Source organism: Acinetobacter sp. AHP123 (genome assembly GCF_023757925.1).
Classification (GTDB): Bacteria; Pseudomonadota; Gammaproteobacteria; order Pseudomonadales; family Moraxellaceae; genus Acinetobacter; species Acinetobacter oleivorans.
The window spans coordinates 3,900,219-3,917,377 of the sequence record NZ_CP092454.1 but is presented as its reverse complement, the minus strand read 5'-3'; the positions used below and the strand labels follow the sequence as shown (position 1 = coordinate 3,917,377).

At 44.6% G+C, this 17,159-nt stretch carries 2 protein-coding genes; one reads left to right on the top strand and one right to left on the bottom strand.

What is annotated here, in order from left to right; all coding sequences use genetic code 11:
* Window positions 1–2 precede the first annotated feature (2 nt).
* On the bottom strand, window positions 3–629 hold the full coding sequence (locus MJX77_RS18565; protein ID WP_252060124.1) for a glutathione S-transferase family protein: 627 nt from the start codon (window positions 627–629) through the stop codon (window positions 3–5).
* Between the two features lie 510 nt (window positions 630–1,139).
* Here MJX77_RS18565 and MJX77_RS18560 point away from each other — a divergent pair.
* A complete protein-coding gene (locus MJX77_RS18560; protein ID WP_252060123.1) occupies window positions 1,140–17,156 on the top strand; it encodes a DNA/RNA non-specific endonuclease in 16,017 nt (5,338 codons plus the stop codon).
* Window positions 17,157–17,159: the final 3 nt, after the last annotated feature.

The following is a 17,159-nucleotide window of genomic DNA, read 5'->3' as shown; positions in this document are numbered from 1 at the left end:
AATTAAGGTTCGCCGTTATTTCCCCATTTTAAGAAGCCAGCACGTTGATTTAAAAGTTCAAAATATTGGTCGACATGCTTAAGCGTTGGATGGTCAAAAGGAGTGGCCTTCCAGCGCTGTACAGATAGACCAATTGGAATATCCGCTAGAGTGAACTCAGTACCTGCAACATAGGCCTGAGTTTTTGCGAGTTGTTGATCAAGAATCTGCATATGATGATTCCAGTCATCAATACCTTGCTCTAACAACTTTGGATCTTGATGATCTGGTGAGTGTCTCAAGAGAGACATAATTGTATAAGTCCAACTGTTATTCAGCTCGATCGCTTGCCAATCAATCCACTGATCGACAAAGAATCTTTCTTTCGCTTGAGAAGGGTAAAGCTGATGTTCTTTATCGTAAGCATTTGCCAAATAACGGATAATACTATTGGACTGCCAAAGGACTAAATCGCCATCTAAAACAACAGGAATTTGACCATTGGGGTTTAATTGTAAATATTCAGGTGATTGAGCAGAGCGAAAGCCTCGTCCCCAGTCTTCTCTTTCATATTCAAGATTTAGTTCTTCACACAACCATAAGACTTTGCGAACATTAATGGAGTTATCGCGCCCTAAAATTTTTAACATGTGTTGTCCTTAGCAATTTTTAGTATGGCAAGTACCAGTTTCTATAAATAGCTAGATTTGGCTCGATTGGCAATCATTAACTGGGTAGTGTGTTACGATTTATCTTTATTATTAGTAAAAAACTAATTTTAAAAGTTCTATTTTTTATTGATACGTTAAATTATATTTTTTCACTAATTGAAGAACAGGTGTCTTAAATTACATGAAAGTCTACTCTTTTAATAAGTGAGTTTGAATGTGAATTGTAGAAAATTAAATTATGCATATTGAATGCATAGTAAAAAACTGAAGCTATATTAATATCTTTTTTATAAAAAATATTTATCAAATACACTATAAAAAAATATATTAAGTATGTATTTAAAAAGGTATTAAAAATCATTAGACTATGGAACTTGTGTGGGGTTTAACTAAACTTAAAATCAAGTTGTGATATTAATTCTTTAGAAGAGCTTACATATATAAATACTTTCTTAATTTAATACTTAAAAAATAAGAAGAGGCTGCATCATGGTTGCGATTGTATCAGGTAATGGTTTAGGTTTATCAAATAGCTCATTAAACCAGCTTGGGAAACGAGGGGTACAAGGAAATGCAAGCTTTGGGCAAGCCCGAATAGAAGATTATATTAATATTGCCGATGGCAATCTGGTGATTCGCCAGCAGGGCTATAATCTGGCAGGAATAGGTCAGGATATTCAATCGGTCCAGACCTATAATTCTAAAGGTTTATTAAATAATAATGCTCAGTGGAGTGGCGAGTGGAGCAGACGACTCAGTTTAGTCGGTAACTTAAATGAAGCGGGCAGTAAAATTATTGTTACCTCTGAAGATGGTCACGAAGTCACTTTTAACTTTTCCTCTGCCAATAACTATATTTCTAAAGAAGGCGATGGGGCATACGATAAGTTGGCAATTTCAGGAACGACCTGGACCATCACTGATGGAAAGACCCTTGCTCAAGAAAGCTACACCTATGATGCAGTCAAAAAGACAGGCCGCCTCACCAGTATTCAAGATAACAATGGCACCAACCTAGTATATAGCTATGACAGCGCAGATCGTCTGATTTCTATTAAGGATAGTAGCAGTTTAAATGAGCTGATCTATCAATATGACGGAACCAGTAACCGTATTAAAAGAATTGATACGAAAGTTGGCGGGGTGGTCAGCCAGAATGTCTATTATGAATATGACACGGCCAATCGCCTGACTAAGGTCATTAGTGACCTCACACCAAGTGATAATCTGATTACCGATCAAAAGGTGTATACCACCACTTATGCTTATGATGGCAGCTCTTCGCGTATTGCAAGTATCACGCAAAGTGATGGCAGTAGCGTACAGTTTGGCTATGAGCTGGATACGGCAAACAATGTTTACCGGGTAACAACGGTAAAGGACAGCCAGGGCACCACCACCTTTAGCTATGCTGCTAACAAGACCACGGTGACCAATAGCTTACAAGAGGTATGGGAATATAGTTACGATGCCAATCGGCAGTTAACCAGCATCAAGAATGCCAATGCCGAGGTATCCAGCTTTAGCTATGATGCAGATGGCAATGTACTGACCATTACGGATAATGAAAGTAATAAGCTCACTTACCGCTATGATAGTAATGGCAACTTAACCGAAGAATATGGCCCGACCGGTAAAGCGATTAAATATAGCTACACCAATAATACCCAGCTTGCCACTGTCACCGAATATCTCACGCTCGCGGTGAAAGATGCCAGTGGGAACTTGGCGTTACCGGCGACAGGTGAAACCAAGATCACCCAGTATCTGTATGATGCCCAACGTCTGCGCTTTGTGATCAGTGCGGAGGGTACGGTCGTAGAATATATCTATAATGATAAAGGCCAGCTGGTCAGTAAAGGCGGCAACTATCAGGCCAAATATACCAGTACCATGACATATAAGGATGTGGATACCTGGGTAAAAAAACAGCTAAAAAAAGAACTGAGCAGCTATGAATATGATGTGTATGGCAACTTAAAAAAAGAGATCCATTATAGTTCAATTGATGCTACAGCAGATGCTACAACAGGCGTGATCAAGAATCTGGGGATTGTGGATGATGCAGCTGAGCTGATTGACTATGTCTATGATGCGCGTGGTTTATTATTGCAGAAGATCACCCGTCGTGGTGCGGACCGCACCACTGCCGGCACAACGGCAGCATCGAGTGTGCAGTCGTTTGCCTATGACGGGATGGGACGTGTGCTTTCTGAAGTGGGAAGTACCGGCACCACCAGCTATAGTTATGGTGCCAGTAAAATTACCGTGACGAACGCAGCGGGTTTAAGTACCGTTCAAAGCTTTGACAGTTATGGCCGTTTAACCAGCACTGTACAGACTGCCACCAATCTACCGGATCGTACCACCAGCTATCTGTATAATGAAGCGGGACGTCTGATTTATAGCAAGCAGCCGAGTGGTTATGAGCAATTTAATTTCTACGATAAAAAAGGCCGTTTAACTGGTGTGGTCGACAGCTCAGGTCTGTTGACTGAATATGTCTATAACAAGAATGATTTACAAACCAAAGAAATCCGTTATGCCACTGCAGTGAGCAGTGCAGGATGGCTTGCCAACGGGGTGGTGAGTAAAAAACGCGTCGAAGAGATCCGTCCTGCAGTTGCTGGCCTTGACCGGGTGGTGGAGAAGAGTTATGACAGCAGTAGCCGACTGATCAGTGTTAAACAGGCCAATGGTTTAATCACTGAATATAGCTATGACAGCTATGGCAATATCACTCAAACTAAAGCGGGCGACCGGATCAGTCGTTACTTCTATAATAAAGATAACCTGCAGGTGGCTGCCTTAGATGCTGAGGGCTATCTGGTTGAAACGGTTTATAACAGTGCCGGCCAAAAAATCCAGGTGAACCGTCATAGTAAAGTCACAACCGAGAGCTTGCGTGCGACCGGGACGTTGGCACAGCTCAAACCAACTGGTACAGATAACACGATACTGAGCAGTTTCTATTTCTATGATGCGCAAGGACAACTGATTGGCACAGTGGATGAAAAGAAATTCGTCACGGCCTATTTATATAATCAAAAAACCAATAGCGTAACTACACGGCAGTATGCCTTGGCAACGACAGCAACGGTGGCTAGTACCAGCGTGTGGACGGATATTATTAAGTTACCTGCAGGTAATACCTATCAAGACAGCATTAAATCTTACGATCTTCAAGGGCGTTTGATAACAGTGGTCGATCCCCGTCAGGGAACTACCAGCTATGTCTATGATGAGGCGGGTCGTCTGATCAAGGAGACTCTAGCTGCAAGTACAGCCAATGAACGTGTTGCCTATACCCGCTATAACGCTTTTGGTGAAGTCACTCAGGTATTAAGAGGCGAAGCTGCTAATCAATTAACGACCGGGATGACGGCTGATCTGGTTGAACAGACCTATAACCAGTATGCGATTAAATCCTTCTATGACGCTGCGGGCAGAAAAACCCAGGTCATGAGTGCAGCAGGGCAACTCACTACCTTCTATTATGATAAAGCAGGCCGCCTGACCCATCAGATCAATGCCGAAGGTAATGTGGTTGAAACCGGCTACAGCCTGTTTGGTGAAGTTGCCAGCAGCACGCAATATAGCAAGAGCCTGACTACGACAGCTACGGATCTGGCGGGTGCAGCAGTTCCGAGTGCATTGGCGAATGCGGTGGGTATCGGTAAGAGCCTCAAAGGGGGTGAGCTGACCACGACCTTTAGTAGTTTGGTGACTGCGATTAAAGATGCGACCAAGGATCGTATTGAAAAGCTTGAATATGACAAGCTGGGCAAGGTCAGTAAAAAGACCGATGGGCTCTCTAATAGTATCGCATCAGTTTATAACCTGTATGGTGAACTGGAACAACAGACCCAACAGGTGACTTTAGGAACGACCAAAACCACACTACAAAGCAGTTATGTCTATAGCAAACGAGGTGAGTTGAAGAGCACCATTCTAGACACCAGCGGCTTAAAAAATACCACGCTTAAACAGTACGATGCCTATGGCCGTGTGATCACGGAAACCGATGCCAACGGCAATGTTACCCGCTTGGATTATAGTCAGGATCAGGGTCGTACCATCCAAGTGACCTCAGCGGATAATGGGGTAACTAAAACCACTTATGATGCCTGGGGACGCCAGCTTAGCGTCAGCGTAAATGACAACCTGACCAGTTATACATACAATGATCAGACGAAGACTCTGACAGTTAAAAGCCCGGAAGGCTTGCAAACCACCACTCAATATAATGAGTTTGGTGATGTGATGCAGGTCACACAAGCCAATCAGGGTAAAAGCACTTATTTATATAATGATGATGGACAAAAGATCAAAGAGACCAATGCGGTAGCGGCGATCACCAACTATGTATATGACAAGAAAACAGGATTATTAAGCGAAAGCACCGATGCGGTCGGGGTGAAGACCAGCTATTACTATGACAATGCCAACCGGATTATCTCTCAGATTGTTACATTGTCTGCAACTGAGAGTCAGGAAACCAGCTATAGCTATGATGGCTTAGGACAGCGTCTTGAAGTCACGGAAGCCAAGGGCAGTGCCAATGAGCGGGTAACCCAGTATGGCTATGACAAGGCCGGGAAGCTGATTTCAGTTACTCAGGATGCCAAGGGCCTCAAACTGGTGACCAGCTATGAGTATGACGAGACTGGACGTCAGGTGAAGGTAACCGATAAGGGCCTGACCACGGTGTATACTTATGATGCGCTGGGACGACGGATTTCCGAGGTGAAAGACCCGACGGGTCTGGCCTTAAAGGTTGAGTACCGTTACGATGCCAATGGCAATGTCACGCGTAAGATTGATGAGGCGGGCAATAGCAGCTGGTATGTCTATAACGCGATGAACCAGTTGGTCTATACCATTAATAGTCTGGGCGTTGTCAGCGGATCTGTTTATGATCTCAATGGCAAAGTGATTGCCCAGTATCAATATACCGCCTTACAAGATGTGAGTAGCTGGACGACCAAAGATATCGTGACTGCTGCTAATGTAACGGTCAGTAAAACCACGGCCAACCTGACCCGCTTTGTTTACAATAAAGATGGGCTGGAAATCTACCGGATTGATGCCGAAGGTGCAGTGCTTGAAACCCAATATAATGAGCTGGGTAAAGTTGCACATGCCATTCGGTACGATAAAGTTGTTAACCTGACAGGTGAGGCATTAACTGCCGATACGATCAAGACGGCCCTCACCACTGCCAAAGCGTCTGCTCAAACCCAGTCTTACTATTACGATGCCTTGGGCCGGGTGATTTACAGCATGAATGCGGCGGGTTATGTAACCCGTAATGACTATGATAAATTGAATCGTATTATTAATGTGCTGGACTTTAGAGTTGCGACTACATTGGCCCGTAGTAGCACTTTGGCGCAGATGGATGCGGTCTATAAAGTCAATCCATTGCCCGCTTATTTTATCCACTATATGTATTATGACAAGCTGGGCAGAAAGATCTATGACTTGGATAAGAATTCGGTTCTGACCCGTTATCGCTATGATGAACTGGGTAACCTGACTGCTAAAAAAGAAACAGCCATTCTTTATACATCCCTACTTGATTTACTGAAAACCAAAGATGCAGCAGGTAACTTAAGTGCCCGACCACCTGCCACCATTGAAAACTATGATGCTGGCTTGGCGTTGTTGACCGATGCCCAATACCGCGAGACCAATTACTATTATGACAAGGTCGGCCGGATTGCCTACCAGATCGATGCGTTGGGTAATGTCACCCGATATAACACCAATGCAGCTGGACAGATTACCAATACTGTCAAGTACACCACTGCTTTGGCGGCACCGCTAAGCCGTAGCAGTACGCTGGCCGAGCTGAATACCCTCTATCTGTCTTCAACGCCACCCGCCTATACGGTGACGGGTACCTTCTATGATGCGGTAGGACGTAAGGTCGTTGATTTTAACGAAATGAACCTGGTGACTCACTATAGCTATGATGCTTTAGGCAATGTGGTGAGTCAAAAAGTGACGACAGTCACTGTCGGGGAATTATTAGATCTGCTCAGAACTAAAGATGCCAATGGGGTCTATACTTCGGCCAGACCGGCTACCACACTTGCGAATTGCAATGCGGCAATCTTGCTGTTACCTGCGAACAAAATGCAGGAAACTCAATATTTCTATGACAAGGCGGGACGACGCAGCCATGATGTTGATGCGCTAGGTTATGTCACGGCTTATAGCTACAATGCACAAGGCCAGCAGACCTCGGTTAAACAGACTGCCCTGAACAGTGATGCCATTTTAGATTTACTCAGAACTAAGGATACGGCAGGTAACTTTACGGTCCCGCGTCCGGCATTGACAGCAGACAATCTGGATAAGGGCATTAAACTGCTGGCTGCGACCAATTACCGGGAAACCAGTTCTTATTATGATAAGGATGGACGACTCAGTTACCAGATTGATGCACAGGGCTATGTGACCCGTTACAGTTATGATGCCTTTGACAATATAATAAGCACGGCACGCTTTAATGCAGCAACCAGCTTAAGTCGTAGCAGTACACTGGCACAGCTGGATGCCAGCTATAACATAGCGACTTTACCTGAGCATGCATTCACCCAGTATGCTTATGATGCACTGAACCGTAAGGTCAAGGAAACCGATGCGCAGGGTAATACAGTTGAAACCGGTTATGATGCCTTTAACAATGTCATCTGGGTCAAAGATAAACTCGGCAATAAGGGCTATTTCTACTACGATGGCCTTAACCGGAATACGGCAAAAATCGATCCTGAAGGTTATATCACTTACTATTATTACGATACATTTGGTAATCAGACCATTGAACGAAAATACTTATCACCAGTGAATGCACTGGATAAGATTGAAGGCAGCAATGGTTTATATACTAGCGTTAAGATACTCGCAAGCAGTACGGAAGTTGCACCCACCACTCAGCCTTATTTGAACTTTGGTACTGTATATACGCACGTCGTTTACCAGTATGACAAGTTAAACCGTAAGATCCGCATCACTGATGTCTCGGGGGCCTATGAAGCCTATACCTATACGGATGGGTCAGCTCAGCCTGCCACTTACCGCAATAAACTGGGTGGAGTGTATAACTACAGCTATGACAAACTGGGTCGACTGATCAAGGAAACCCTGCCTGAGCCATCGGCAGGTAACCCGGTCACGCATCTGTATGAATACGATGCCTATGGTAATAAAACCAAACAGGTGGAAGCGAGCGGGCTGACTGAGCAGCGGGTTTCGGTCTATCAATACGACAACCTTAATCGCCTGACGGCCAAGATTGCAGAGGCAGTCAGCACGGTTCAGTTACAGGTCAAGGATGCGACTAAGCCGTATTTAAAAGGCAAGGTTGAGACCACAAGTAGTGTTGCACAAGAAAGCTATCAATATGATGGTTATGGCAACCAGATCTTAAAAACCGAGGCCAACGGGGCCAAGACCTTTAGCTATTATGATAAGAATGCGCGCAAGATCGCAGAAGTAAATCCGCTGGGTGGCTTGACCCGCTGGGAATACAATGCAGCGGGGTTAGTGACCAAGCTGCAAAGCTATGAAACGCCGGTCAGCTTGCCAGCACAGGCCGGAGGTGCTGTACCAGTGACACCATCAGGCAATGTGCGTGTAGTTGAATATGGCTATGACAAGGTCGGCCGCCAGACCAGCGTGCTTAGCCCGAATATCGCAAGCTATGAATATGATAGTCAGGGCAAGGGTGCACTTATCACCCAGAGTGCGATTGAAAAGACCTATTACGATGGCAATGGCAATATCATTCGGGTTGAGGATGGCAAAGGTAATAGTAGTTATGCGTACTATGACAAGGCAGGTCGCAAGATTCTGGCTATTGACCAGGAAGGCTATGCGACCAGCTGGAGTTATGGCAATGACACGACGTCTCAACTGAATATCCTGACCGAGATCAAGTATGCCAAGAAACTGAGCCGTGCTGTCACGGGTACAGATACCTTAACGAGTCTGACTGCTTTGCTGGTTAAAGATGCAGATAATGACCGCACCACCGTGAGTACTTATGACAAGCTAGGGCGGGTGATCAAGACCGAGCTGCTTAATGTCAGTTATAGTGATGGTGGTGTGCTTAAAACAGCCAACAGCGTGACGTACTTTACCTATAATGCACTGGATAAGCTGCTCACCAAGAAAGAGGGTGCAGGCGAAACCCTCAATATCACTTATGACACGCTGGGCCGTGAGAGCATTCGGACCTTCGGTAGTTATACTGACAGTAAAGGTGTTACTCTCAAGCAGCGCATCTCCAGTGTCTATAACGGACTGGGACTGTTATCAAGCAGTGCAGTACTGGGCAGCAATGATGCGGTCAGTACCGATGACCGGGTGACCCAGTATAGCTATGACAAGCTGGGCCGACTGACCCAGGAAACCGATGCCAGCCTGAGCCATAGTGTCAACTATGGCTATGACCTGATGGGGAACCGCACCTGGACCAGCAATAGCCGTAAGGCCAACGATGGCATAACCAAGTATGATGAAACACTGATTGAATATAACCTGCTGGGTAAGGAGATTACCCGCCAGACCAATGAAGGTAGTCTCCCGACCGGTGCGACTGCGATCAGCTGGAAGACCCTGGAGGAACGTGAAACCCGCTATAACGTGTTTGGTGAGATTACCGGCAAACGTCTGGTCAAGACGGATAGCACTACCAAGAGCACGGACTCATGGCAAGAAGTCACTGAATATAACAATCAGGGTAAGGTGTGGAAGAGCAATGCCAATAATGGCGTGACCCGTTATTACTTATATGACCGCAATGGCAATGCGACCTTGCAGCTGGATACCACGGGTACGGGCATCACTGCCAAGAGTGCTGATCAGCTTAAGGATCTGACCGGGGTCAGCTATACCGAAACGGTGTATGACAAGCGTAACCAGGTGGTTGAGGTTCGGGAGCCGAAGTTTAACCAGGACAAGCTGGACACCAGCTTAAACCTGTTTGGTCAGACGGTTTCACGGACGGTGGACAAGTCGACGGTGAGCCTGACCGACAGTGCCAGCAAGCTGAGCTTTAGTGCCGAGACCCAGAAGCTGAGCATTCAGGCCAATGCCCAGGCGAAGCGTGTGATGATCAAGTACTGGCCGAAGGGTAGTACGGCTACCGTGAGTAATACCCTCACTGTTGATATGCAGGCAACCACCACAGCAGGCCAGTTCGTGCTGGATATTGGGGCGATTCAGGCCAATATCGACTATAGCTATAGTTACAGCAGCAGTGATGCGACCGGTAAGGTACTGGACAGTGGTACAGGGGCGATCAAGCGCTCTGTGAATGTGGTGGATGTATTCTCGGGTGGGACGGTAAGTGCTAATCCGGCTGCCACGGCGACGGGTAACGGTGTGGCGAACACCATGGGCGTGGTGGCAGTTGATGTATTTAATGATTATAAATTACCGATTACCTTGATAGGCAATAAAGGAGAAAAAGTTACTGACAGTACTGACAAGCACGAAACTTGGGTTACGGTTTATTATGAAGAAGGGATTGTATTAGAAAAAATTCAGGTTGCTCTTCCATCACAGTTAAAAGGCTTTGGGGATGGGAACTTTGAGGTTGAGTTAAGCATTGATGGGCAGGTGTATAAAAAGAGTGTTGCCTCAGGCAGCAGTCTGGTCGAGATTGCGCTAGATAACAATACCGATAAATTCCTGGGTGGAAAAACTTATACCGTCAAGATTTATAAACGGACTTCGGCGACTACGACTGAACTGGTGATGAACACCACCAATAAGGTGACTGATAAGATCGCATCTTCAATTGCGAGGAAATCACGTTGGAGTGAGCAGCCTCCATTGTATTATGCAGAGATTGGACAGTTACTGATCTGGGAACCTAGAACAATTGAACAGGAAGGCACCTTAAATAATTATAGTCAGTTAATGATGAAAAATATCCCGACCGGGACCAGTCGGGTTGAGGTGAAATATAAGGTTGCTGGGGCAAGCCAGTGGAGTACCTTAACCAATAGTGCCACTTTATATAATAATACCGCTGGATGGTACAAAGCCGGGTTAAATACGTTAGAGAATAACACGTTATATGACTATCAATATTTGGCGTATAGCGCGAAAGGAGAAATTTTAGGGGGTGGGCAAGGTGTTATTAATACTGCACTGAATCAGGCTACGATCACCCAGAAGGCACTGGCTGCTACAGATTTGCCGAGTGTTTATATTGATAAGAAAGAAACAGTGAATACTAGGCAAGATGTTACTGCTAAATTCTCCTATTCAAATAATGATTTTAAAAATAATTACCATAAAGTTAACTCATCTATTATTACAACAAATCAAGATATATATCAGGGAATTCCAAAATTTAAGATAAGGTATGAGGTTAATACCGAGTCTTTGAAGGGGTATGGTAGTAATTTTATTTTAAAAGCTAGTCCAATATATAATGGATCTGATATAGCAGTATCAACTAAAACTAGTTTGAGTTCGAATTCTACAACCTTATTTGAAGTTGAACTTACTGATGAAGATTATCATCAAAATTTAAATAAAGAAGGCGATGGAAGTGCAATATTTGTTACTACCCTTATGGTCGAAATTAATGGTAGTTATATACCAATAGGTTCTGGACTTGAAATAGTTGACTCGTTGGTAGAATATCCTGCTCCAGAATTTCCTCTATATAGCTATCTTTCAAGACCAAATAATTCTTTAACTATGTTCGGTCCTAGTTATAAGGCATTAAGAATTATTAATCAACCAGTTGAATCGACGCATGCGATTTTTTACTACAGAGAGTTTGGTACAAATTCTCCCTTTTCTATGTCCTTTGCTGGGTATAGTTTTGATTTAAAGCCCGATGGTGTTTTTGATTTTTATATTGATAATTTTGCAGAAAATAAAAAATATGAAATCCAATATCTTATTTATAAAGGTGTTACGATTGTTAATCGACAACAAGGAGTGTTAGAAACTACTGAGGATGGGGTAAAGGCTAGTCTGACTCCACTTAATTATGGCGGAGATGGCTTTGCTTTGTTTGCCGAATCTCGTGTGAACTTTATGGATCAATTTTTAGCAAATAAGTACAATAACCAGTTTGCTAAACTCAAAGTAAGAAAAATAGGCACAACTGATTGGGAAAATATATCCTTAACAAGTTATATGCCAACACAAGACACAAGAATTTTTAACTCTTTTGCTTGGAACTATGGAACTCGTACAGGTGACTACGAGTTTCAGCTAGATTCATTTAATGGCACCACTGAAACCACACCATCGGGCAGTATCATCGGTAAATTGCGCTTGGGAAGTCAACCCAAAGTTCTGAGTTATATCCCTAAATCTTTTGTACAGAACCAGATTACCTTTGCAGGCCAGCCTACCGGCAGCAGTAAAGTGACCGTTAAATATGGTACAGCCGCAGGTTTGCTTAATAAAACCGCAGTATTAACCGTAGGAAGCGATGGTAAAGCCATTCTGGATGCCACCGATCTTGCTGAACAGAACCTGTTAGGCAGTACCACGGTTTACTATAGCTATGAAACCACCAATGACTCAGGCAAACTGCTTAACCGTGCCACAGGCTATGTCAATGTCGGGGTGGGTGCTGGTTCAGGCCAACATACTAACCAGCTGAATGACAGCTGGCTTGACTTCCAGCCTGCCCAGAACAACGGCAGCAAGATGGAACTGTTCTACCGTAAACGTCAGGTCGATGCCAGTGGTAACTTTGTTTCAGATCTGGTCAGTGCTGATATCAACAGCGATGCCTACTGGGCCAGCAGTAACCAGTTCCAGAAAGTCAGCCTCACTCCTTCAAGTGGCATTTATCGCTGGAACTTAAATGATCTGGTGCCAAAGTCAGGCTTTGAAAACTACGAGTATTTCTACCAGCTCTATGACAGTGCGGGCAAGGTAATCGCCTTTGTACCGGGTAAGCTCAGTATTGACAGTAAGGGCAACGGTAGTAGCCAGCAAAACAAGTGGGTGATTAATGGATCCGGTGACCGTGCCAGCCAGATTGTTAAATCACAGGCCTACAATGCCTTTGGTGAAATCATCAGTGAAACCGATGGCAATGGCAATACCAGTAGCCTCAGCTACAACACCATGGGTAAACTGATCAAGAAGGTTCTCCCTACAGTCGATATCCGTAAGTCAGATGGTACGGTTGTACAAGGCACCCCAACCCTTGAGTATGGCTATGACTTAAGTGGCCGCTTACTGACCAGTAAAGATGCCAATGGCAACATCAACAAGCAAAGTTACTTAAACGGACGTAACCTTGAAACCGGGGATTGGCTGGTTGAGAAAGAAACCCATGCCGATACTGGTGAGGTCAGTAATTTATATGATGTTTATGGCAACCTGATTGAACAGTCCAATGCACTGGGCGTTAAAACCGGCTATAGCTACGATATCAATGGCAACCTGATCCAGATCACCCGTGCAGCACGAACCGCGGGGACAGTAGGTGCGACGCACATTACTTCGGGTGGAGTACAAACCAGCCTTATCGACACCTTCACCTACGATGAACTAGGGAATCGCCTGAGTGCAACCAATGCACTGAAGAATACCACCACCACAGATTATGATGCCTTAGGCCGTGTGGTACAGAGTAAAACCGCTGAAGGGGTAACTACCAAAGTCGATTATGTTTACGATGCGACAATTAGCAATCTTAATAGTAGTAAGGGCGGCATTAGACGCACGGAAACAGATGGGCTCGGTAAAACCCTGGTCGATGAACAGGACTACTTTGGCCGGACCATCAAGCATACCGACAAGGGTGAACATGTCTTTACCTATACTTATAGCGCAGGTGGCTGGCTTACTAGGCAAATTAACAGCCAGGGCCAGAGCCTTGACTATAGCTACTACAGCAATGGTTCGCTCAAGGAAATACGGGATACCGCACTCAACCTGTTAACCTCTTATCGTTATGATGATAACGGTAACCGGATTGAAGAACGCTATCAGGAACTCAATGGCAAGGTGGGCGAGCCACGGGTATTCCAGAATGCCTTGATCAACTACGATAGCTTAAACCGTAAGATCAGTGTGCAGGACCAGTCCTTCAATATTCATTATGAATATGATGGCAATGGCAATATCGTGCATATGCTGGCGAACTACCGTGATGCTGTAAATGCTGCACCGAAGATTCAGGATTTCTGGTACAGCTATGACAGCATGAACCGCTTTATCATCAGCATGGGTGTGCTGAATAGTACAGCGAAGAAAGTAGAGCGCGGCAATACTGGTATTGCGATTAGCTATGACAAGCTGGGACAACGCTTGACAGCAGATTATGGTAAAGATGCACTGAACTCGACCAAGGCACATAAAGAAAGCTATAGCTATACCACTGATGGCTACCTTGAAACGGTGAAGAATGCAGATTACTCAAGCACAGGTACTCTAGGTACCCAATACACGATATCTACCCGTTATAACGATGCCTTGGGCCGGGTAACCCAATATACCGATAACAATGAAAACAGTGCGACGGTCTATCAGACCACCACGACCACCTATAGCAAAGATAACCAGATTACCGAGCAGAAAAAAGAAGGCGGTACTGGTGCGGGTACAACGAAATATACCTATCTTGCAGATAAGGCGACCCTTGACAAGACGGTGATGACCCCGACTTCAGGTTCCATCCAGACCACTCAATATGCTTATGAATGGTGGGACAGTGCCAAGCAAAGCAAAATCACCACCACGGTAGATGGTTTAAAGGGTGAAACTAGCCTGAGCTATAACATCAATGGCCACCTGAGCGGTTTTGTGGATGACAAGAATACACAGAATAAACGGACAGCAACGTATATCAACAACTCACAAGGGATGGTGTTACAGCGAAACGAGCTGATCAATAACACCATGAACCGTTACCGTAACTTCTACTATGTCAACGGGCAACGTGTAGGTGACTTGAGTAATGATGGTCCATCGCGTGAAGACTACGTACAGAACCTGCAAAACAACCGTGCGACAGCCACTCAGGCCAAAGACTTTAAACCGATTTCATCGGCGGACTTTGACCAGAACTTTGAGCCGATTAATGCGCAGTATCCATCGAGTGCATCGACCAGTTATGTGGTGAATAACGGGGATACCTTACAAAGCATTGCGTTGTCGGTTTGGGGTGATGCTTCGATGTGGTACATGCTGGCTGATGTAAATGGCTTGAGTGCGACGGACAAGTTAACTGCAGGACAGGTATTAACGGTTCCGAACAAGGTCACCAACATCCATAACAACAGTGAGACGTTCCGGCCTTATAACCCAGGAGAGGCGATTGGGAATACCCAGCCGACAGTACCGAGCCCGCCACCGCCACCGAAGCCGAAGAAGAAGTGTGGTGGTATTGCCCAGATTGTAATGATCGTGGTGGCGATTGTGGTGACCATTTATACCGCAGGGGCTGCATCAGCAGCATTAGGTGTATTGGCTAGTGGAGGAACCATGGGAGCTGCTGCAGGGGCTGCAGGAGCTGCAATAACAAGTGGCTCAGCTTTTGCATTGGGAAGTACAGCTTTACTTGGAGGAGGGCTTGTAGCTGGTACTACTACAACAATTTCTTTGGGTGCAGCAATTGGCGGATCTATGATAGGTGCAGCCGTGGGAAGTGCTGCATCTCAACTGGCTGGTCAGGCAATGGGTGTTGTGGATAGTTTCTCATGGTCACAAGTGGGTATTTCTGCTCTTACAGCAGGTGCTACAGCAGGCGTTGGCGGAGCATTGGCTCCTGTAGCTGGAACAGCTGGAGCAACTGCGACACAAGGTAGTTGGGCAAGCGCAGCGAAGACGGCTATTAATAATGGTGGTTGGGTCGCTAAAGGAGCTGTGTACGGGGCTGTCAGTTATGGATCAACGTACCTTGCCAACCAAGTGTTTGGGAATAACCAGAGCTTTAGCTGGGCATCACTAGGTTCATCGATTGTAGGTTCAATTGCAGCAGCTGGAATGGGGGCGAAAGGAGTATTTAATAGCCTAGGAGCTACAGCAAGCCCATATGCCTACTCTTTAGCAGGTGCTAATGCAGCAGCAGTGATTGATGATAAGTGGTTTGGTGGAGCGAAACCGGATTACTTAAATGTATCAATGGCAGCGATCGCAAATACAGTAGGGCGCCAGTTTGGGGAAAATGCTGATGGATGGTTTGCTGATAGTAAGACTAATGATTTGGTTGCTAACTTTAATGAAGAAGAGTTCCTGCGTCAGGAAGCTATTCGTTCCAAAACTAGACCTTTATTAGTGGATGCCAGTTATAAAAGTGGAACGGCCTCCGACACAGTATATATATTACCGACTATCCAGGTCTCAGCTAGTGAGAAAACACCATGGATAGATGATGATAATATGCTTTATGCGCTTGAGGGAGCTAAAAGCTTCTTCCAAAATCGTGCACAAGCATTAGAGGAATGGGGTAGCGCTTCTGTACCATTTCAATATTCATGGGCTACACCAACAATAAATACAGGTAATCCTAGACTGGATCGATATTATTTCCAGCCGATAAATAATGCATTTAATACAGTATTAAATGCTGGATGGAACACCTTAAAATTGGCAGGTAATACAGCAGCAATTGTATCAAATTTACCTGCTGCTGGATTTAGTATCATTAGCGGTGATTATGAAGCATCCCAACAGTTTTATGAGGATTTGTACTTATCTAATCCTTTGACAGCTTCTATTGGTGGCGTAAGGAGTGGACTCAGATATTTAGGCGATGTAAGGGAATTTAATAAAGCTACTGTTATTGGCCGAACCATTGGAGCTAACCAAAGAGGTAGCGCTAGCCTTGGTTTGTTGAATGACATTCCAGTTGGTAGTACCACTGGTGAAGTGTTGACAGCATCAATGCCAGCTCCTCCAATAAAAGCTTTATATCCAAGTACAGCAAGTACACGAGTTAAAGCACCATTTGTTAGTACTGCATCACGTACTTTACATTTCGACAATATTGATAGTTTTAATAGGGCAGCGAATAATCCAGTTCCAAATACGTCTTATAAATATGGTGGTGTTACATGGACTACAGATAGCCAAGCTCGTGTTTCAATGATTGAAGGGGAGGTTTCATTGAAGAATCATAGACGTTATGTTACTTCTGGTGAACCAAATGCAACAGTAATTGGCTATAATGGTGCTTTGGAAGATGTTGGTTTTCATTTTATTGGTAATCAATTTGATGGGCCAATAAATAGACTGAATGTAGTTCCTGGGAGTGGCCGTTCTGTTACACTATCAGATGGAACTTCATTGAAAAACTTAAATCAGAGTCGTTATAAAACAGACTTTGAAAATCCTGTAGCTGAAATTTATAGGCAAACAGGTAAAAATGTTCCTGTTAAGATTGAAGTGGTATACAAGCGTAATAATACCTCTGATAGGCCTGATGGATTTGTAACTATGTACCAAAAAGCAAATGGTAGATGGGAAGATGTATCATTTGAAAATAAAGCTGGGGGATAAATT